Annotated in this window: 20 protein-coding genes; 13 read left to right on the top strand and 7 right to left on the bottom strand. The window is 72.6% G+C overall.

Annotated features, from left to right (window positions below):
* Positions 1–11: 11 nt before the first annotated feature.
* On the top strand, positions 12–1,268 hold the full coding sequence (locus ACGFYH_RS11000) for a GNAT family N-acetyltransferase (protein ID WP_393802818.1): 1,257 nt from the start codon (positions 12–14) through the stop codon (positions 1,266–1,268).
* A gap of 181 nt (positions 1,269–1,449) precedes the next feature.
* Here the strand turns inward: ACGFYH_RS11000 and ACGFYH_RS10995 are convergent, their stop codons facing one another.
* On the bottom strand, positions 1,450–1,635 hold the full coding sequence (locus ACGFYH_RS10995; RefSeq protein WP_003974784.1) for a hypothetical protein: 186 nt from the start codon (positions 1,633–1,635) through the stop codon (positions 1,450–1,452).
* 153 nt (positions 1,636–1,788) lie between these two features.
* Here ACGFYH_RS10995 and ACGFYH_RS10990 point away from each other — a divergent pair, with 153 nt between their 5' ends.
* Entirely contained in the window at positions 1,789–2,700 is a 912-nt protein-coding gene (locus ACGFYH_RS10990; protein ID WP_393802817.1) for a winged helix-turn-helix domain-containing protein, read from the top strand.
* A 10-nt stretch (positions 2,701–2,710) separates the two neighbouring features.
* On the opposite strand, the gene ACGFYH_RS10985 is transcribed toward ACGFYH_RS10990, so the two are convergent.
* Complete coding sequence (locus tag ACGFYH_RS10985; RefSeq protein ID WP_393802816.1) at positions 2,711–2,899, bottom strand: hypothetical protein; 189 nt, start codon at positions 2,897–2,899, stop codon at positions 2,711–2,713.
* 139 nt (positions 2,900–3,038) lie between these two features.
* On the opposite strand from ACGFYH_RS10985, the gene ACGFYH_RS10980 reads away from it, so the two are divergent.
* The 5 genes from ACGFYH_RS10980 (at position 3,039) to ACGFYH_RS10960 (ending at position 8,684) form a co-directional block, all read left to right on the top strand.
* Complete coding sequence (locus ACGFYH_RS10980; RefSeq protein ID WP_393802815.1) at positions 3,039–3,914, top strand: winged helix-turn-helix domain-containing protein; 876 nt, start codon at positions 3,039–3,041, stop codon at positions 3,912–3,914.
* The gene (locus ACGFYH_RS10975; protein WP_393802814.1) at positions 3,914–4,666 is read left to right on the top strand and encodes an HAD family hydrolase; all 753 of its coding nucleotides are present in this window, start codon (positions 3,914–3,916) and stop codon (positions 4,664–4,666) included. The genes ACGFYH_RS10980 and ACGFYH_RS10975 overlap by 1 nt, the downstream gene beginning before the upstream one ends.
* Positions 4,667–4,826: 160 nt before the next feature.
* Positions 4,827–5,945, top strand: coding sequence for a phosphotransferase (locus tag ACGFYH_RS10970; RefSeq protein WP_393802813.1), 1,119 nt, complete (start codon positions 4,827–4,829; stop codon positions 5,943–5,945).
* Positions 5,942–6,574: a TetR/AcrR family transcriptional regulator gene (locus ACGFYH_RS10965; RefSeq protein ID WP_393802812.1), complete on the top strand. Its 633-nt coding sequence runs from the start codon at positions 5,942–5,944 to the stop codon at positions 6,572–6,574. The genes ACGFYH_RS10970 and ACGFYH_RS10965 overlap by 4 nt, the downstream gene beginning before the upstream one ends.
* Before the next feature lie 49 nt (positions 6,575–6,623).
* The gene (locus tag ACGFYH_RS10960; protein WP_393802811.1) at positions 6,624–8,684 is read left to right on the top strand and encodes a HelD family protein; all 2,061 of its coding nucleotides are present in this window, start codon (positions 6,624–6,626) and stop codon (positions 8,682–8,684) included.
* A gap of 16 nt (positions 8,685–8,700) precedes the next feature.
* Here ACGFYH_RS10960 and ACGFYH_RS10955 read toward each other — a convergent pair whose 3' ends face one another.
* Positions 8,701–9,885, bottom strand: a complete 1,185-nt coding sequence (locus ACGFYH_RS10955; RefSeq protein WP_393802810.1) for a serine hydrolase domain-containing protein — start codon at positions 9,883–9,885, stop codon at positions 8,701–8,703.
* Positions 9,886–10,180: 295 nt separating this feature from the next.
* Here ACGFYH_RS10955 and ACGFYH_RS10950 point away from each other — a divergent pair, with 295 nt between their 5' ends.
* The 4 genes from ACGFYH_RS10950 to ACGFYH_RS10935 all read left to right on the top strand — a co-directional run bounded on the left by ACGFYH_RS10950 (position 10,181) and on the right by ACGFYH_RS10935 (position 12,684).
* On the top strand, positions 10,181–10,906 hold the full coding sequence (locus ACGFYH_RS10950; protein ID WP_393802809.1) for a class I SAM-dependent methyltransferase: 726 nt from the start codon (positions 10,181–10,183) through the stop codon (positions 10,904–10,906).
* 193 nt (positions 10,907–11,099) lie between these two features.
* The gene (locus tag ACGFYH_RS10945) at positions 11,100–11,528 is read left to right on the top strand and encodes a helix-turn-helix domain-containing protein (protein WP_393802808.1); all 429 of its coding nucleotides are present in this window, start codon (positions 11,100–11,102) and stop codon (positions 11,526–11,528) included.
* A 92-nt stretch (positions 11,529–11,620) separates the two neighbouring features.
* The gene (locus ACGFYH_RS10940) at positions 11,621–12,235 is read left to right on the top strand and encodes a hypothetical protein (RefSeq protein WP_393802807.1); all 615 of its coding nucleotides are present in this window, start codon (positions 11,621–11,623) and stop codon (positions 12,233–12,235) included.
* Positions 12,236–12,348: 113 nt separating this feature from the next.
* Positions 12,349–12,684, top strand: coding sequence for a DUF2516 family protein (locus ACGFYH_RS10935; RefSeq protein WP_393802806.1), 336 nt, complete (start codon positions 12,349–12,351; stop codon positions 12,682–12,684).
* Between the two features lie 248 nt (positions 12,685–12,932).
* On the opposite strand, the gene ACGFYH_RS10930 is transcribed toward ACGFYH_RS10935, so the two are convergent.
* The 4 genes from ACGFYH_RS10930 to ACGFYH_RS10915 all read right to left on the bottom strand — a co-directional run bounded on the left by ACGFYH_RS10930 (position 12,933) and on the right by ACGFYH_RS10915 (position 17,210).
* Positions 12,933–14,438 (bottom strand): PP2C family protein-serine/threonine phosphatase, encoded by a 1,506-nt coding sequence (locus ACGFYH_RS10930; protein ID WP_393802805.1) that lies wholly within the window; start codon positions 14,436–14,438, stop codon positions 12,933–12,935.
* 272 nt (positions 14,439–14,710) lie between these two features.
* A complete protein-coding gene (locus ACGFYH_RS10925) occupies positions 14,711–15,859 on the bottom strand; it encodes an NlpC/P60 family protein (RefSeq protein ID WP_393802804.1) in 1,149 nt (382 codons plus the stop codon).
* A gap of 206 nt (positions 15,860–16,065) precedes the next feature.
* A complete protein-coding gene (locus ACGFYH_RS10920; protein ID WP_393802803.1) occupies positions 16,066–16,881 on the bottom strand; it encodes a class I SAM-dependent methyltransferase in 816 nt (271 codons plus the stop codon).
* 173 nt (positions 16,882–17,054) lie between these two features.
* Positions 17,055–17,210, bottom strand: coding sequence for a hypothetical protein (locus ACGFYH_RS10915; protein ID WP_393802802.1), 156 nt, complete (start codon positions 17,208–17,210; stop codon positions 17,055–17,057).
* A 312-nt stretch (positions 17,211–17,522) separates the two neighbouring features.
* Here ACGFYH_RS10915 and mshA point away from each other — a divergent pair, with 312 nt between their 5' ends.
* A complete protein-coding gene (gene mshA / locus ACGFYH_RS10910; RefSeq protein ID WP_393802801.1) occupies positions 17,523–18,896 on the top strand; it encodes a D-inositol-3-phosphate glycosyltransferase in 1,374 nt (457 codons plus the stop codon).
* Positions 18,889–19,392 (top strand): YbjN domain-containing protein, encoded by a 504-nt coding sequence (locus ACGFYH_RS10905; RefSeq protein ID WP_393802800.1) that lies wholly within the window; start codon positions 18,889–18,891, stop codon positions 19,390–19,392. The genes mshA and ACGFYH_RS10905 overlap by 8 nt, the downstream gene beginning before the upstream one ends.
* The last annotated feature ends 12 nt before the right edge of the window (positions 19,393–19,404 follow it).

The raw sequence follows: 19,404 nt of genomic DNA, 5'->3' as shown, positions 1-19,404 counted from the left end.
ACCGTGAGCGCATGACCCGCCCTACCGACATCGACGTACGCCCGATCACCGAGGACGAGTTCCCCGACTGGAACCGCGCTCTGAACACCGGGTTCCTGCAGTCGCCCGTCGTGGCCGCCGAGCAGTTGGAGGCGCGGCGCCGGCAGTTCGTGCCCGGCCGGCTGCTCGGTGCCTTCGACGGGGATCGCTGCGTCGCGACCTTCCGGTCCTTCGACCAGGAGCTGACGGCTGTCGGGGGCGGCCTGGTCGGGGCAGACGCGATCTCCAACGTCACCGTCACCGCGACCCACCGCCGCCGCGGCCTGCTCACCCGGATGATGGTCCAGGACCTGGCCGCGGCGAAGGACCGCGGGGACGTCGTCGCGACGCTGATCGCGGCGGAGTACCCGATCTACGGCCGGTACGGCTTCGGTCCCGCCACCACCATGACCGAGTGGACGGTCGACGTGCCCCGCGCCGGTCTCGACCCGCGCCGGGCGGCCCCGGAGGACGGCGGCCGGATCGACCTGGTGGACGGCGCCGACGTCCGCAAGCTCGGTCCCGAGCTGCACGAGCGGCTGCGCCGGGCCCAGCCGGGCGCCGTCGGCCGGGCCGAGCTGTGGTGGGAGGCCAGGACCGGGGTCGTGCAGCTGAACGACACCCACTGGACCGAGCCCTACTACGCCCTCTACCGCTCGGCGGACGGCGAGGTCGAGGGTATGGCCGCGTACCGGAGCGACGACCGCTGGGGCGGCGCCAAGCAGCCGCTGAACACGGCGACCGTCGACTGGCTGCTCGCCGTGACCCCGTCCGCCGAGCGCGCGCTGTGGCGCTACCTGTGCTCGGTCGACTGGATCACGACGGTGAAGAGCGGCTGGCGGGCCCCCGACGACCTGCTCCCGAACCTCCTGCCCGACCCGCGCGCGGCCAGGATCACCACGCAGGCGGACTGGCTGTGGGTGCGCATCCTGGACGTCGTACGGGCGCTCGAGGCGCGGACGTACGAGGGGCGGGGGTCGCTGGTCCTCGAGGTCGTGGACCGGGGCGGGCTGACGGGAGGGCGGTGGCGGCTGGAGGCGGGACCGGACGGGGCGTCCTGCGCGCCGACCACCGAGAGTGCCCATCTCGTGCTCGACGTGGCCGCGCTCGCCGCGCTGTGGCTGGGCGACGAGCCGGCCCTGCGGCTGGCCGCGCTCGGCCGGGTCCGGGAGGAACGAGCGGGCGCCGCCCGTGTGGTCGACGCCCTGCTGCGTACGTCCAGGCGGCCTTGGTGCCCGGACATGTTCTGAGGTGCTCCCTTCCGCCGGTGACGGGTGGACGTGCGCATCCGTAGCGCGTGCTGTCCGGTTGTGGTTGTGGTTGTGGTTGTGGTTGTGGTTGTGGTGATGGTTGTGGTTGTTGTGCGTGGTGCCTACTGCCGCCGGGCTCCCGGCTCCCCTCCGGAAGGGGGCCCGGCCGGCAGTACGTCGGTCAGCCGGACTGGGCGAGCAGCATCACGAGGATCACCGCGCCCACACCGCCGATCATGGTGTTCTTCGCCTTGATACCGATGGACAGCGCGACGAACGCGATGATGCCCATCGGCCCGTACTTCCATTGCACGAGCTGCTCGAACCCGATGGCCAGAGCCGCGACGACGATGGCGATGAGCGGCATGGTGGACCCCCTGTCACCGTGGTGGCCAACCTCCGTGAGGTTCGACCACGTTGCTCAAGTTGGCTGCCAACTTCTCTCTACTTATCTCCGCTTGGGGGCGGCTCATAACCACCTTCCGGTGAACTGCCCAAAGATGGCGAGAAGTTGTAGTGTTTGGTCGTGGAGCCGGAACATGCCCCCGTCAACGGGCGGAAGAGATGGCAGCGGCCACAGACCACACACGGAGAGGTGGCCGACGAGCTGCGCGCCCGGATCAGGTCCGGTCGGCTGCGGCCGGGCCAGCGCATGCCCACGCAGGCCCAGTTGGCCGACGAGTTCGGCGTGGAGCGCGGCGCCGTCCGTCAGGCCCTGCGCATCCTGCAGTCGGAACGTCTGCTCACCAACGTGTCCAAGGGGAGCCCCGCCACGGTCGCGCCCGACCTCTACGGCGCCCAGGCCGGCCCGGGGGCGCGGCCGATGCCCACCACGGTCGCCCTCGCGCCCCGGATCGCGGCCGCCTTCGCCGCCGAGCACGTGGAGATCGACGCCCTGTGCCTGACCGCCGTCTCGCTCACCCTCGCCCTCGGTGAAGCCCTGCGCCAGATCCACGCGGGGGGACTGAAACCGGCCAAGGTCGACGTCCGGGTCCTGCTGCCGAGCGGCGACATGGACCTCGCCTTTCCGGTGGCGGTCGCGGGCGGTGCGGCGGACGGCCCGGTGCACGAGCGGTGGCTGGCCATGCGCAACGCCCAGGGGCAGGTGCTCCAGCACAACCTGCTGAGCCTGCGCGCCACGCACGGCATCGACGTGCGCGTCTCCTTCCGCGCGCTGCCCTTCACTCCGCCGGTGAAGCTGTACGTGCTCAACCGTGCCGAGGCTCTCTTCGCTTACTACACGCTCAGCAGGCGCGAGCAGGAGATCGGCCACGAGCAGCTGGAGTTGTACGACGCGGACGGCATCCGCTCGACGCTGTTCGGTTTCGAGCAGGGCGGTGGCCTGCGCGACGGCGTGTTCGTGAAGCAGTCCCGGCTGTGGTTCGACGCGCTGTGGGGGACGATCAGTTCGGAGCTGCTGCTCACGGCCTGACCGTCCCCGGTCACAGTGCGGGACCCGCGACCAGGAGGGCCAGCAGCACCGCCCCGGCGGAGCTGACGGACGGGCTCTTGGCCTTGATGCCCAGGGTGAGCAGGAGCAGGGCGACGATGCCGGTGGCGCCGTACTTCCACTGGACGAGCTGCTCGGAGGTGAGGACGAACACCGCGGAGACCAGGGCGAGGACGGGCATGGTCTTCCCCCTTCAGGAAGGCGAACTTCCGCCAACTGGACTAAGTTGGCAACCAACTCTGCCTACGTTGTCCCCGCTTGGCCGCTACCTGTAAACAAGTTTTAAACAACTCCCCATAGGTAGGTCGAAGTTGTAGCGTTTGGTCGTGACTCAGGAGAACGTGTCCGTGAACGGCAGCAGAAGGCTCTCGTCCCAGGAGATCGCCGACGTCCTGCGGGAGCGGATCCGCGGGGGAGACCTCAGGGCGGGCGAGCGCCTGCCCACCCAGGCCGAGTTGGCCGAGGAGTTCGGCGTGGAGCGCGGCACCGTACGCCAGGCCCTGCGCGCACTCCAGGAGGACGGGCTGCTCACCAACGTCAGCAAGGGCAGCCCGCCGCGCATCGCCGAGCCCGCCACGCCCCGGGCCGAGCCGCAGCCGACGATGGTGGCACTCGGACCGCGCCTGGCGCAGGCGTTCGCCGCCCCGCGTGTGCGGGTCGACGTCGTGTGCCACACCTCGGAGACGCTGATGCTGGCTCTCAGCGAGCCGCTCCGCATGATCCACGAGGGCCGCATCCACCCGGAGGCGATCGACTTCCGCGTCCTGATGCCGTCACGCGACATCGAACTGGCCTTCCCCGTCCTGGTCGAGGACGAGGAGGACGACCCGCTCCCCCGGCGCTGGCTCCAGATGCGCAACGCCCAGGCCCGCGTCCTCCAGCACAACCTGCACGCCGTGCGCTCCACCCACCGCGTCGACGTGCACGTCGCCTTCCGCGCCCTGCCGTTCACCCCGCCGATGAAGCTCTACCTGCTCAACGGCGAGGAGGCCCTTCTCGGCTACTACCTGCTGACCCGGCGCGAGGAGGAGTACGAGAGCCGGACGCTGGAGATGTACGACGCGCTCGGCTCCCAGTCGCTGCTGTTCTCGTTCCTGAAGCGCACCGGTCACCGGGACGCGGTGTTCGTGGACGAATCGCAGAAGTGGTTCGACGCCCTCTGGGAAACCATCACCACGGACATGACACTCTCCTAGTGACTTCCGATACGGATCAGACGGAACCGGTGACCGAGCGGGCCGAAGGTCTGAGGGAACTGGTCGCGGGCGCCCGCGTCGTCCTGTGGGACTTCGACGGCCCCATCTGCAGGCTGTTCGCGGGCTACTCGGCCGACCGGGTGGCCGGCGAACTGGTGGACTGGCTGGAGGGCCAGGGCCTCAAGGAACTGCTGACCCGGGAGGAGCAGGTCCACCCCGACCCGCACGTCCTGCTGGGCGCGGTCAACCGCGGGCGCCACCGCAGCGACCTGGTCGCCGACTTCGAGGACCGGCTGACCCGGGAGGAACTGCGCGCCGTGCCCACCGCGTGGCCGACCGCGTACGCGGACCCGCTGATCCGCACCTGGGCCGCGCTCGGCGTCGGTCTCGCGATCACGACCAACAACTCCCCGCGCGTGGTGAGCGCATACCTCACGACCCGTGGCCTGCTGGACTGCTTCGCCCCGCACATCTACGGCCGCACCCAGGACCTTCACCTGCTCAAGCCCGACCCGTACTGCCTCCACCGCGCCCTCGGCGCGATGGGCGTCGCCCCCGGGCGGGCCCTGATGGTCGGCGACACCACCTCCGACCTGACCGCCGCCCGCCGGGCCGGCGTGCTCTTCCTGGGCTACGCCCGCAGCGAGCGGAAGGCGAAGGCACTGAAACAGGCGGGCGCGGAAACGGTCGTGGACTCGCTTGAGCCGGTCCTCAGACTGCTGTGGGAGGCCGCGGGGCCGGCCGGCGCCTGAGGCCGGGTGCCGCCCACGTGCTCCCGCGTTCCCCGTGCGGTGGGACCCGGCGGCGGCGTCCGGGGCCTTCGGCGGCGTTCCGTGGGCTGCCGGGGACAACAGGAGTACCGTTCTCCCACTCCTGCACCTCCGCAAGGGTCCAAGGCGAGAGAAACGGTGAATGTCGCCTGAATCGGCCTCCCCCGCCCGGCTTCGCGCCGTCGAGGTGAGCGGTGACGCGAGCACGGTCGAGGGCCCGCTGCGCGGATACCACCACGAGACCTACGTGGTACCGCTGCCCGGAGTGGACGGTGCCGCGGGCGCGGCCCGCTGGAAGTGCCGGGAACCGCGCGGCAACCTGCTGTGGTTCGACCGCCGGTGCTTCCGGTCGGAGGAAGAGCTGCTGCGGGCCCTGCGGGGCCGGATCACCGGCGTACCGGATGTCTTCGAGATCGACGGGCTGCCCCTGCAGCGGTTCGTCGAGGGCCAGACCCTCGGAACGCTGCACGGAGCGGGCCGGGCGGTGCCCGACGGGCTCGTACGGCAGATCGTGCGGCTCTTCGGGGAGACGGCGGCCGTCACCTCGCGCACCCTCACGGTGGACAGGCGGTGCCGCCCCGAGGACCGCCCGGCGGACGGCGACACGGACGGGTTCGTGGAACGGCTCGTCCGCTTCACCGAGCGGCGTGTCTACGCGCACAACCTGGGGGAGTTCGGGTCCCTCTTCGCGGCCCTGGGGCTGGACGACGACGCGTTCGGACGCTTGCGGAAGCATGTCCGCGGACTCCGCGAGCGTCCGTTCTGCCTGCTCCACGCCGACCTGCACCGCGAGAACCTCATCGTCGACGCGGACCGGCGGCTGTGGACCATCGACTGGGAACTGGCGATGGTCGGCGACCCCCTGTACGAGCTGGCCACCCATCTGCATCTGATGCGCTACCCGTCCTGGCAGCGCCGACAGGTGGCGGAGGGGTGGCGTCGTGCGGTCGAGGCCGTGCGTCCGGGCGGTTCGCGCGGCTGGCGGCAGGACCTGGGACGGCTCGTCGGGTACAAGCGCGCCCAGTCGGTCTTCACCGACGTCGTCCGGGAAGCCGTCTCGCTGGGGCGGGACGCTCGGTCGCCCCGTTCCCGGGTCCTGCCGGCGGCGGTCAGGCTGCACGGCGTCCTGGCCGACGCGGCCGTGCCCCTGGGGCTCGACTCGGTACCCGGCCCGGCCGAGATCGGCGCGGCCCTCGCGCGGTGGAGCCGCGCGCACACGGACGACGGGCAGCCGCCGGACAGGCCTAGGCTCGCCCCATGAACGCCCCCGGTCTGCGCGAGCGCAAGAAGCAGCGGATGTTCCGAACCCTGTCGGACGTCGCCGTCGAACTCTTCCTGGAGAAGGGGTTCGACGCGGTGTCCGTCGCGGAGGTGGCCGCCGCGGCCGAGGTCTCCAAGCCGACGCTCTTCCGGTACTTCCCGGCGAAGGAGGACCTCGTCCTGCACCGCATCGCCGACCACGAGGAGGAGGCGGCCCGGGTGGCGGGGGAGGGCCCGGCGCCGCTCGACGCGCTGCGGCGGCACTTTCTGGCGGGCCTCGAGCGATGCGACCCGGTGACCGGACTCAACGACCACCCCGCCGTACTCGCCTTCCACCGGCTGCTCTACGGCACACCCGCCCTGGTCGCCCGGATGCACACGCAGCTGGAGCGGTCCGAGGCCGCGCTGGCCGAGGTGCTCGGCGGTGGCCTGGAGGCCAGGCTGGCCGCCGGGCAGATCATCGCCGTGCAGCGGATCCTGGCGCTGGAGAACTGGCGGCGGATCGCCGACGGGGAACGGGTGGAGGACGTGCGGGGGGAGGCGGTGGCGGCGGCCGGACGGGCGTTCGCCGGGCTGGCGGCGGGGCTGCCGGGGCTGGCCACGGCCCCGGCAGACCGACCCGTCGGATGACTCGGTAAAAGATATTACTCAGTCACGTTATTCCGGTACGCTTGCCGGAATGACGTCGACCGAACCCGCCCTCAAGCGCGCCCTCGACCGGGAGCGCGCCCACCACGAACACTGCCGGGCCGTCCTCACCGCGATGGTCGAGGGCGCCCGGGAGCACGTCGTCACCGGCGAGGACGTCTCCGCCTCCGGCGCCGACGCCGAGGTCCTCGGACACCGGCTGCGCAGCCGGGCCAAGGAGATGCGCGAACTGCCCGAGGGGCCGCTGTTCTTCGGACGGCTGGACTTCAGCGCGACGGAGGCCGGGACCGACGGCGACGGCGGGGAGCGGGCGCTGCACATCGGGCGGCTGCGGATCAGCGAGCACCCGGCCGCTCCGCCCCTCGTCGTCGACTGGCGCGCCCCCGTCTCCCGCGCCTTCTACCAGGCCACCGCCGGTGACCCCCGCGGCGTCGCCGTCCGCCGCCGCTTCGGCTGGGCGCCCGCAAGCCGCGGCGACCGCGCCGACCTCACCGGCATGGAGGACGAGCACCTGGGCCGGGGAGAGTCCCGGGCCGGCGCCATCGTCGCCCGGGAGATCGGGCGGCCCCGAGTCGGGCCCATGCGTGACATCGCCGCCACCATCCAGCCCGAACAGGACGACCTCGTCCGCGCCGGCCTCACCACCACCGTGTGCGTCCAGGGAGCCCCGGGCACGGGCAAGACCGCCGTCGGCCTGCACCGGGCCGCCTACCTGCTCTACACCCACCCGCAGCGCATCCGGCGCGGCGGACTGCTGATCCTCGGCCCCAACCCGACCTTCCTCTCCTACATCGCCGAGGTGCTCCCCGCCCTCGGCGAGACCGGCGTACGTCAGTCCACCCTGCCCCGGGAGATCGCCCGCCACCCGGTCACCGGCACGGACGGCGAACGGGCCGCCGCCGTCAAGCACGACGTCCGGATGGCCGAGGTGCTGCGCCGCGCCCTGTACGCGCGCGTGGCGCCCGGCGCCGCCGGCCCCCTCGCCGTACCGGACGGCTCCTACCGGTGGCGCGTCCCGGACGGGACGCTGGCCCGCATCGTCGCGGACGTACGGGAGGAGGAACCGCCGTACACCGTCGGGCGCGAGCGGGTGCGGGCCCGGATCGTGCGGTATGTCCAGGAGCGGGCCGAACGGCGCGCCGGGCCGCAGACCAACGCCTGGCTGCGCCGTATCGAGCGGGCCCGCCCGATCGGCGCCCACCTCGACGCCGTATGGCCCCGGGTGCGCCCCGAAGAGGTCCTCGCACAGCTGCTCGGCGATGCCGGCGTGCTGGCCCGGGCCGCCGACGGACTGCTGGACGAGGAGGAGCGGGAGGCCCTGCTGTGGACCGGACGGGCGCCGCGGTCGTGGAAGTCGGCTCGCTGGTCCGCCGCCGACCTGGTCCTCCTCGACGAGGTCGCCGGACTCCTCGAACACCCCGAGGGCTACGGCCACATCGTCGTCGACGAGGCCCAGGACCTCTCCCCGATGGAGTGCCGGGCCATCGCCCGCCGGTCCGCCTTCGGTTCGCTGACCGTCCTCGGCGACCTCGCCCAGGGCACCACACCGTGGGCCGCGCGCTCCTGGCCGACCACCCTCGCGCACCTGGGCCGCCCGGACGCGGCCGTGGTGCCGCTGACCACCGGGTTCCGGGTGCCGAAGGAGGTCGTGGGCCTCACCAACCGGCTGCTCGCGCGGCTCGACGTGGAGGTACCGGAGGCCCGTTCCCTGCGCGGCGACGGTGAGCTGACGCTGCGCGAGACGACGCCCGGCGCCGTTCCGGAGGCCGTCGTGGACGCCGTGCGGCACGCGCTCACCAGCGAGGGCTCGGTGGGCGTCGTCGCCGCCGACCCGGACGTACCCGGGCTGCGGGCGGCCCTGGACGCGGCCGGCATCGCGGCGGCGGGACCCGAGGCACTGGGTGCCCGGGTGGCCGTGGTCCCGGCGAGCGTGGTCAAGGGCCTGGAGTACGACCACGTCGTCGCCGTCGAACCGGCGGCGATCGCGGCGGCGGAGGGCCCCGGAGGGCGGGGCCTGCACCGGCTGTACGTGGTGCTCACCCGCGCGGTGTCCCGGCTGGACGTGGTGCACGAGCGGCCCCTGCCCTTCTGAGGCCGTGCACCGGCGGTCACGCCCCCGGAGCGGCCCCCGGGGACGCCTGATCGCCCGCGACGCTCCTCCAGAAGTCACGCATCAGCGGCGTCGGGGTGGGGCTCGTCATCCCCACCTGGGTCAGCAGGATCGCGACGGTTCCGGTGGCGGGGACGATGTGCGCCGTCGTCCCCGTACCGCCCACCCAGCCGTAGCGTCCCGGCACGTTCCAGGGATCGGTCGGGGCGACGTCGACCTGGCCGCCGTATCCCCAGCCCTGGCCCTCCAGGAAGAGGGGCACGGCGGCGCGCTGCTCGGCCGTGAGGTGGTTGGTGGTCATGCGGTCGACCGAGGAGCGGGTGAGGAGGCGGTGGCCGTCGCCCTCGCCGCCGTTCAGCAGCATGCGGGCGAAGGCCAGCCAGTCGTCGGCCGTGGACACCAGGCCCCCGCCGCCCGAGTGGAAGCGCGGGAGACGGTCCCACTCGCCGTCCGGAGCGTCGGTCAGTTCCAGGGTGCCGTCCGGAGCCGGGGTGTAGAACGACGTGAAGCGCGACCGCTTCGCCTCGGGGACCTCGAAGGCGGTGTCCCTCATGCCCAGCGGTTCGAAGATCCGTTCCGCGAGGAAGTCGGGGAGGGTGCGGCCCGACGCCCGGGCGACCAGGATGCCCTGGAGGTCGGAGGAGGTGCCGTACAGCCAGGCGGTGCCGGGCTGGTGCAGCATCGGCACCCGCGCGAGCAGGTTCAGCCACGTGCCCGGGTCCGGCCAGTCCCCCAGGGAGCGGCCGTCCCGCTGTACGGCGAACAGGGACCGCACCGCCGGGAGGGAGAAGTCGGCGGGGAAACCCCAGCCGGTGCGGGAGCCGAGCACGTCCTCGACCGTGATCGGGCGGTCCGCCGGGACCACGTCGTCGACGGGGGCGCCGGGTGTGCGCACCACGCTCGGTTCCGCCAGCTCCGGCAGCCACTCCTCGACCGGCGCGTCCAGGGCGAGCCGCCCCTCCTCCACCAGCATCAGGACCGCGGCCGCCGCGACGGGCTTGGTGAGGGACGCGATACGGAAGATCGTGTCCCTCGCCATCGGTGCGGTGCCCTCGGCGTCGACCGAGCCGGCGGTCACCACCTCCACGTCCGCCTCCCCGCCCCCACGGGCGACGAGTCCGACGGCTCCCGGCACGCTGCCGTCGTCGACGTACCGGTGCAGGGTGTCGTGCAGTGCGCTCATGGGGCGTCCTCCGGGCCGGGCTGGTGGTACGGGGTATGACTCCCCGGGCGCCGGAAAGTCATCGGCCGGCCCGGTCCCGACGGCGGCCCTCCACCGAGAGCACATCCGCCAACGGCCGCCGAGGCCCACCCTCGTCAGCCCGCCATCCGACCTCGAACCGGTCCACGGCCGGCAACGCCTCTGCGCTGTGCTCCCTGTGCCCCCTGTGAACCACTGTGCGGAAGTCGGCGGGACCGAGAGGAAGATGGCGAAATCAAGTGGGCGTCCGGGCTCAGCGGCTCCTACGTTCGGCCGCATGACAGACGATTGCTTCGGACATCCACGGCTCGCCGCGATCTACGACCCACTCGACCCCGATCGCGGCGATCTCGACGCGTACGTCCGCATGACGGAAGAGTTCGGTGCGCGTCAGGTGCTGGACATCGGCTGTGGAACAGGTGTGTTCGCGCTCCTGCTGGCTGATCGCGGGATCGAGGTCGTCGGTGTCGATCCCGCCCAGGCGTCCATCGACGTGGCCCGAGCCAAGCCGGGCGGCGAGCGCGTGCGCTGGATCTGCGGCGACGCCTCTACCCTCCCGCCGATGCGGGTCGACCTGGCGACGATGACCGCGAACGCCGCCCAGCAGATCCTCGATCCGCAGGCATGGCGCGAGACCCTGCGCGGCGCGTACGCAGCACTGCAGCCTGGCGGCCGTCTGGTGTTCGAGACCCGCGATCCGGCCGGACGGGCCTGGGAGGGGTGGAATCGCGAAGCCTCCTACCGCGTGACGGAGATCCCGGATGTCGGCTCCGTCGAAACCTGGGTCCAGGTGATCGAGGTGAACGAGCCGCTGGTGACGTTCCGCTGGACTTACGTGTTCGCTGCCGACGGGCAGGTACTCACGTCGGACTCCACCCTGCGCTTCCGTGAGCGGCAGGAGGTCGAGACGGAGCTGATCGCGCAGGGCTATGAGGTGGAGGGCGTCCGCGACGCGCCCGACAGACCGGGCAAGGAGTTCGTCTTCGTCGCGCGACGTCCGTAGGACGAACCACGGAAGCCTCGCCGCGCGGGTCGATCGGACTCGATCACTTCGCGGGGCGGATCCAGCGGGAAGCCCTCACAAGCACTGGGGACGGACACCTTCCGCGTCATGCGCCGAATCCGTTCCCGCGAACGGGCGCACTTTTGCAAGCGCGGTGCTTGCAAAAGTTAGCGACGTGCTGCATGGTGGAGTCATGGCATCGCTCAACGTCGGCAACCTCGGTGAGTATCTGCGCGAGCAGCGGCGCAACGCGCAGCTGTCGCTGCGGCAGCTCGCCGATGCCGCGGGCGTTTCCAACCCGTACCTGAGCCAGATCGAGCGCGGGCTGCGCAAGCCGAGCGCGGAGGTGCTCCAGCAGGTCGCCAAGGCGCTGCGCATCTCCGCCGAGACGTTGTACGTCCGCGCGGGCATCCTCGACGCGGAGCGGGACCGGGACGACGTGGAGACGCGTGCGGTCATCCTCGCCGACCCCTCGCTGAACGAGGGGCAGAAGCAGGTGCTGCTCCAGGTCTACGAATCCTTCCGCAAGGAGAACGGGTTCGGGACCGACGCCGACGCCGACGCCGGCACGGACTCCGTTGTCGACGGGGCCGCCTCCATACCGGACCCCGGCCCGCGGTAGACGGCCGGACGAGCGGCGGGCAGCCGCCGTCCGGCCGGGCGCGGGACCACCACGAAACCCTCAGTCACATGCGATTCCGGAGGACCATCACCATGGCCATCACCGACGACCTGCGCAAGACCTTCAGCGACCCCACCCCGCTCTACTTCGCCGCGGGCACCGCGGACCTCGCCTTCCAGCAGGCCAAGAAGGTGCCGGTGCTGGTGGAGCAGCTGCGCACCGAGGCCCCGGCGCGGATCGACGCCGTGCGCAACACCGACCCGAAGGCCGTCCAGGAGAAGGCGACGGCGCGCGTCAGGGAGACGCAGGGGAGCCTCCAGGCCAAGGCGAACGAGCTCTTCGGCTCGCTCGACTCCGACTTCAAGAAGCTCGGCGAGACCGCCCAGGACCTCGCGCTGCGCTCGGTCGGCGTCGCCGCCGAGTACGCCGTCAAGGCCAGGGAGACCTACGAGAAGGTCGCCGAGCGCGGCGAGCAGGCGGTGCGCACCTGGCGCGGCCAGGCAGCCGACGGCATCGAGGACCTCGCCGAGGACGTGGAGGACCTCGCCGTGGCCGTCGAGCCGGCCAAGCCCGCCGCCCCGGCCAAGCCCGAGCCGGTCCGGGTCACCGAGGAGAAGTCCGCCACGGCGAAGAAGACCCCCGCCCCGCGCAAGGCCCCGGCCAAGAAGAGCACCACCGCGAAGAAGACGACGCCGCCCGCCAAGTAGGGCAGGGCGCGCGACGAGTGGAGCGGGCCGGGCACCCTTGGGGTTTCCGGCCCGTTCTACGGGTACGGTGACCGCGTAATGACGACCCGATTCTGGTGGTGGACGTTGTGCTGATGCAGGGGTTCGCAGGCTTCATGTGGCTGCTGAGCACTGCCCTGATCCTTTTCAGCGGCTTCGCTTTGATCGACGCCGCCACGCGCCGTGAGGACGCCTACCGCGCGGCCGACAAGAAGACGAAGCCCTTCTGGCTGATCGTCCTCGGGATCGCCTTCGTGGTGAACCTGATCTTCAACATCCTGTCGTTCCTGCCGATCATCGGTCTCATCGCGACGATCGTGTACATGGTCGACGTACGGCCCGCACTGCGCGGCATGTCGGGCGGCGGCCGCAGCAGCCGCCGCGGCTCCAGCAGCGACGGCCCGTACGGCCCGTACAACGGCGGACGCTGAGACGGACGCCCGCGCGGATGGCGAAGGCCGACCGGGTGGTCACCGGGGCCGGACGGCCCGTGCCGTCCGCTCCGGTGGTGTCCTCCGGTCCTGCCGTGCCGTCCGGTCCTGCCGTGTCCTGGTCCTGCCGTGTCCTCTGGTCCGGTCGTGCCGTCTGGTCCGGTCGTGCCGTCCGGTCGTGCCGTCCGGTCCGGTCGTGTCCCCCGGTCCGGTCGGGCCGTCGGGGCCGCTCAGATCGTGCGGTCCGCTCAGGCCGTCCGGTCCAGCAGGACCACGGCCACGTCGTCGGCCAGCTCGCCGCCGTTCAGCTCGCGCACCTCGTTGACGGTCGCCCGCAGCAGCTCCTCGCCCCGCAGGCCCTCGGCGATCTGGCGGCGGACCATCTCCACCATGCCGTCCTGCCCGAGTCGCTCCCGGCCTCCGCCGACGTGGCCCTCGATCAGACCGTCGGTGTAGAGCATCAGGCTCCACTCGGCGCCCAGCTCCACCTGCGTCCGCGGCCAGCGGGCGCCCGGCAGCAGCCCCAGCGCCGGGCCGTTGTTGTCGTAGGGCAGCAGCCGTGCGGGCACGCCCGGTCCGGCGATCAGCGGCGACGGGTGCCCGGCCAGGCACAGTCCGGCGCGGCGGCCGTCCGGGGAGATGTCCACGGCGCACAGGGTGGCGAAGATCTCCTCGTCCGAGCGCTCGTGCTCCAGCACCTGCTGGAGCGTGCCGAGCAGCTGGTCGCCGCAGAGCCCGGCCAGGGTCAGCGCCCGCCAGGCGATCCGCAGCTCCACTCCGAGCGCCGCCTCGTCCGGGCCGTGCCCGCAGACGTCGCCGATCATGGCGTGCACGGTGCCGTCCGGAGTGCGGACCACGTCGTAGAAGTCGCCGCCGAGCAGAGCGCGCGAGCGGCCCGGCCGGTAGCGGGCCGCGAAGCGCAGCGGGGAGCCTGCCAGCAGCGGGGTCGGCAGCAGGCCGCGCTCCAGGCGGCGGTTCTCCTGCGCCCGCATCCGGCCCTCGGCCAGGCGCCGCTCCGCCGAGTCGGACCGCTTGCGCTCGACGGCGTAGCGGATCGCGCGGCTCAGCAGACGGCCGTCCAGCTCGTCGCGGAACAGGTAGTCCTGTGCGCCGACCGCGACCGCCTCGGCGCCGCGCTCGGCGTCGCTCGAGGAGGTGAGCGCGAGCACGGCGTGCCGGGGCGCGAGCTCCAGTACCTGCCGGAGCACCGCCAGCTCGTCGTCGTCCTCCGCGTCGCCGCCGCCGCTGCCGCCGCTGCCGCCGCTGCCGTCGGGGCCCGTGCGGGCCGGGGCGGGGGCCGACAGGGCGAGGTCCAGCAGGATGCAGTGGACGTCGTCGGTCAGCAGCCGCTCGGCCTCGGTGAGGTTGCGCGCGGTACGGACGCGGATCGGCTTGCCGGCCTGGTCGAGCAGGTCGGGCACGATCGGCGAGCCGGCCGGATCGTCCTCGATCAGCAGCACCGTGAGGTTCGTGGGGACGGTGCTCTCGTGACGGTCCGTGCGCGGGTCCGTGCCCCTGTCCGGGGCGCGGTCCGTGGTCCGGACCGTGCCGCTGTCCGTGCTGGTGTGGGTGCTGGTGTCCGTGGGCTTCTCGCGCTTCTCCGTGGTGTCTACTCGCTGCGTGGTGGGATTCTCCGTCGGGTGCGTCCCGGGCGGGGCCTGTTCCTTGGAAGGGCCGCTGTCCGGAGACGCGGCGGGCGCCTGACCACACTCCACGGCCGGGATCGCCCTCTGCCGCGGTACGGGTACGGGCATCGTCTTCTGTTTCCTTCCCTCCCCCCGAGGGCATGGCGGGGCGAGGGACCTCGACCCACCGACGGGGACCATAGCGGGTGACCGCACCGCTGCGGAATGGTCCAGAACACGTCGGGCTGCCGTCGGCCACTGTCATATGCCGCGTTATCCCCCGCAGTTGGACACGTCGGCCGGGTGCCGGGGATGACGAACGTCACGCGGGGCGGGGCGCCGGGCGTGGACTGGGTCACGTGGCCCGCCTCACGTACCGGGCGCGGGAGGCGTGGTCCGCGTCACTCCCCGGGTGCCGGGTCCGGCGTCGTGTCCGGCGCCGGGTCCGTGTCCGGCCGGACCACGCCGAGGATCGGCATCGAGCCCGCGCCCGCGATCGTGATCGATCGGCCCGGGCGCGGGGCGTGCACGACGGAGCCGTCGCCGACGTACATGCCGACATGGCTGGCGTCGTCGAAGTAGATGACCAGGTCACCGGGGCGCATGTCCTCGGTGTCGACGTGCCTGAGCTGCTTCCACTGCTGCTGCGAGGTGCGCGGTATCGCCTGCCCGGCCGACACCCAGGCCTGTGAGGTCAGGCCGGAGCAGTCGTAGGACTTCGGACCCTCGGCCCCCCACTGGTACGGCTTGCCGATCTGGGCGGTGGCGTACTCGACCGCCTTGCGGCCCCGCTCGGTCGCCTTGGCGTCGAGGTCCTTCAGGATGCCGGAGCCGAGCCAGGCGGTCTGGGCCTTGGCCTGGGCCTCCCGCTCCAGTCTGGCGAGGCGTTCCTTCTCCTCCTTCTCCAGCTCGGACTCCAGCTTCTCGGCCGCCGCGATCTGCTTCTCGATCTTCTTCTGGGCGGTGGCCTTGGCCTTGCGGTTCGCCTCCAGCTTCCTGAAGCGGGCGGAGGCGTCCGCCGCGTAGGTCTTCAGGTCCTCCTGGGCACGGGCCAGCTCGCCGAGCAGGCCCTTGGTGGCGCGCTGGCCCTGGATCACCCGGCCCGTGCCGTCGAGGAAGTCCTGGGGGTCGTCGCTCAGGATCAGCTTCGCCCCGTCGGGCAGGCCGCCGGTGCGGTACTGGGCGCGGGCCGCGGCTCCCGCGCGTTCCTCGAGCCCGTCCAGCTTCTCCTGGCCCTTGACGATCCTCTTTGCCAGCTCGACGATCTCGGCGTTCTGCTTCCCGGCCTTCTCCTCGGCGGCGTTGTACTCGTCCGTGGCCGAGGCCGCCGCCCGGTAGAGCTTGTCGAGCTGCTTGCGTACGGCTTCCAGGTCCTTGTCGGGCGTGGCGGCCGGGTCGGCCGGGTCGGCCGGGTCGGCGGAGGTGCTGGGGGCACCCGGTGACGGGGTGGGGCCGGGCGCGGCGAAAGCCATGCCCGGTGCCGCGAGTACGGTGACCGCGCAGACCACGGTCATGGCAGCGGTCGTCAAGCCGAGCTTCCCCATACGCATACCTCGCCCCCAAAGCTGGTTAACCGTCAGTAACATAGCTCGCTCGGGGGATCGTGCCATGCCGGCGCGGAAAGCGACAGAGGCCGTGCTGTCCTCCTGCTTCCCCCTCGGTGTGTGACGAGCGCCGCATCGAGATCGTTCCCGACAGGACGGGACGGGACGGGACGGGATGAGGCGGGGCGGGACGGCGGGCCGGGGCCGCCGGTTCACATGCGCGGCGCCAACGCCTCCCACCGCACCGTCACTTCGCCCTGGCGCCACCTCACCGGCCCGTCCGTCACCGGCCAGTCGGCTCCGAGGTCCCGCACGGCCCGCATCCAGCGCTGGCGGGCGCCGTAGGAGGCGTAGGGCGCGGCGGCGGCCCAGGCGCGGTCGAAGTCGCGCAGGAAGGCGTGTACGGGCTCGCCGGGGACGTTGCGGTGGATGAGCGCCTTCGGCAGCCGTTCGGCCAGGTCGGAGGGGTGGTCCAGGGAGCCCAGCCGGGTCGCGAGGGTGACCGTGCGCGGCCCCTCGGGACCGAGCGCGACCCACACGTGCCGGCGCCCGATCTCGTCACAGGTGCCCTCGACCAGGAGCCCGCCGCGCGAGTGCTCCGTCGCCGGGGCGAGCCGCGCGCACAGCCGCTGCCAGACGGCGGCGACCTCGCCCTCGTCGTACTGGCGCAACACGTTCGCCGCGCGGATCAGCAGCGGGGGCCGGGAGACGGGGACCTCGAAGCCGCCGTGCCGGAAATCGAGCCCCGTGCGCGCGTACGGCCGGGCCGCCGACACCCGGGCCGGGTCGATCTCGACGCCCACCACGCGCGCGTGCGGCGCGACCGTGCGCAGGCGGTGCAGCAGTTCGACGGCGGTCCAGGGGGCGGCGCCGTAGCCGAGGTCGACGGCGACGGGGTCGGCGGCGCGGCGCAGTTCGGCGCCGTGCGCGGCCGCGATCCAGCGGTCCATGCGGCGCAGCCGGTTGGGATTCGTCGTCCCGCGCGTGACCGTGCCCACGGGGCGGGTGGCGGTGGCGCGGGGTGGCATGCATACGAGGGTATGCGGACGGCCGGCATGGTACGGCCGGCGTTTCAGGGCCGCAGGTGGTGCCGCCGGGTGGCGCCACCGCGTCCGGCCGCGGCAGTCGGCACCGCCCGAGACACAGGCCACCGCGTCCGGCCGCGGCAGTCGGCACCGCCCGAGACGCAGGCCTCCGGGGCCTACAGCTCCGCGGACTCGGCGCACTCGGCGGACTCCGCGAGCTCGGCGCACTCGCGTGCGGACTCGGCGTCGTGCGGTGCGGCGAGACGAGGCGAGGCGAGGCGATCTTCCGGGCCGGACATGCCGGATGCGCGGCCGGGCACCCGACCGGTCACCGGGGGACGCAGGCCGGAGCCCTGTACCTGGGGGTCGCGGACGCGTGCACGCCGGAGCCCTGTGGGGCGCCGACACGCGTTCACGCCGGCCCGCACGCCGGCCCGCACGCCGGCCCGCACGCCGGCCCGCACGCCGACCCGGCACCCCCCGGCATCGCACGCACTCGGTCCTCGAACGGTTGAGCGACCAGCGGTAATGGTTCGGCAAAGGTCCGAAAACCGGAATGGAGCACCGCCCATCAGGTGTTCCCACCCCTTGGAGGGCGGCGCATGTCCTCCGGCCGGCATGCCCGCAGCGAGGAGGAACGGCTCGTGAGCCAGTACGTCAGCAGGCTCGGGCGTCGCTCACCGGCGACCTCCCCGCGGCTCAGGCTGCTGCGCAGGCCCCGTCGCGTCGCCATGCTCTCCGTGCACACCTCACCGCTCCACCAGCCCGGCACCGGCGACGCCGGCGGCATGAACGTCTACATCGTGGAGCTCGCCCAGCGCCTCGCCGCGATCAACATCGAGGTCGAGATCTTCACGCGGGCGACCACCGCCGCCCTCGCGCCCACCGTCGAGCTGGCCCCCGGCGTCCTCGTCCGGCACATCGACGCGGGCCCGTACGAGGGGCTGGCCAAGGAGGAGCTGCCCGCCCAGCTCTGTGCCTTCACCCACGGCGTGATGCAGGCCTGGGCCGGGCACCGCCCCGGCTACTACGACCTCGTGCACTCCCACTACTGGCTCTCCGGCCACGTCGGCTGGCTCGCCGCCCAGCGCTGGGGCGCTCCCCTGGTGCACGCCATGCACACCATGGCCAAGGTCAAGAACGCCAACCTGGCCGACGGCGACACCCCCGAACCGGCCGCCCGCGTCATCGGCGAGACCCAGATCGTCGCCGCCTCCGACCGCCTGATCGCCAACACGGCGGAGGAGGCCGACGAACTCGTCCGCCACTACGCCGCCGACCCCGACAAGGTCGCCGTCGTCCACCCCGGCGTGAACCTCGACCGGTTCCGCCCCTTTCCCAAGGGCACCGTCCCCGGACCGGGCCAGAACGGCAACGCCCGCGCCGCGGCCCGTGCCCGCCTCGGCCTGCCCCAGGACGCGCTGATCCCGCTCTTCGCCGGCCGCATACAGCCTCTGAAGGCGCCGGACATCCTGCTGCGCGCCGTCGCCGTACTCCTCGACGAACGCCCCGAGCTGCGCTCCCGCATCGTCGTCCCCGTCGTCGGCGGCCCCAGCGGCAGCGGCCTCGCCAAGCCGGAGGGGCTGCAGAAACTCGCCGCGCGGCTCGGCATCGCCGACGTCGTACGCTTCCGCCCGCCCGTCGGACAGGAACAGCTCGCCGACTGGTTCCGGGCCGCCTCCGTGCTGGTCATGCCGTCCTACAGCGAGTCCTTCGGCCTGGTCGCCATAGAGGCCCAGGCGGCCGGTACGCCGGTCCTCGCCGCCGCGGTCGGCGGCCTCCCGGTAGCCGTGCGCGACGGGCACACCGGGCGCCTCGTCCAGGGTCACGATCCCGCCGCCTACGCGCGCGTGCTGCGCGATTTCGCCGACAACCCCGAGCTGACGCCGCGCATGGGCGACGCCGCCGCCCGGCACGCCCAGTTCTTCGGCTGGGACAGCGCCGCCGCCACCACGGCCGACGTGTACACGGCCGCGATCCAGTCCCACCGCCGTCGCGTACGCTCGCACCATGGCTGAGGCACCGCGGAAGACAGCACAGGTCGTCGAGGAGGCGCTGGGGGACGCCGACCTGGAGTGGGAGAGCCCCGAGCCCGGCAACTACGTCGTCAAGCTCCCCGGCACCCGCAAGCTGTCGACGACGCTCGCCCTCCTCGTCGGCCGGCACTCCCTCTCCCTCAACGCGTTCGTCATCCGCCACCCCGACGAGAACGAACCGGCCGTCCACCGCTGGCTGCTGGAACGCAACCTCAAGCTCTACGGCATCGGTTACGCCGTCGACCGCCTCGGCGACATCTACGTCACCGCCAAGCTCCCCCTGGCCGCCGTCACCCCCGACGAGATCGACCGCCTCCTCGGCCAGGTCCTCGAGGCCGCCGACGGCGCCTTCAACACCCTGCTGGAGCTGGGCTTCGCCTCCGCCATCCGCAAGGAGTACGCGTGGCGGACCTCGCGCGGGGAGTCGACGCGCAACCTGGAAGCCTTCCAGCACCTGATCGAGCGTGCCGGGGACTGAGCCGGCCGGGAC

Origin of the sequence: Streptomyces sp. NPDC048392, from assembly GCF_043200575.1 — a bacterium.
In the GTDB taxonomy this organism is placed as follows: Bacteria; Actinomycetota; Actinomycetes; order Streptomycetales; family Streptomycetaceae; genus Streptomyces.
This window is presented reverse-complemented; position numbering and strand designations above follow the sequence as displayed.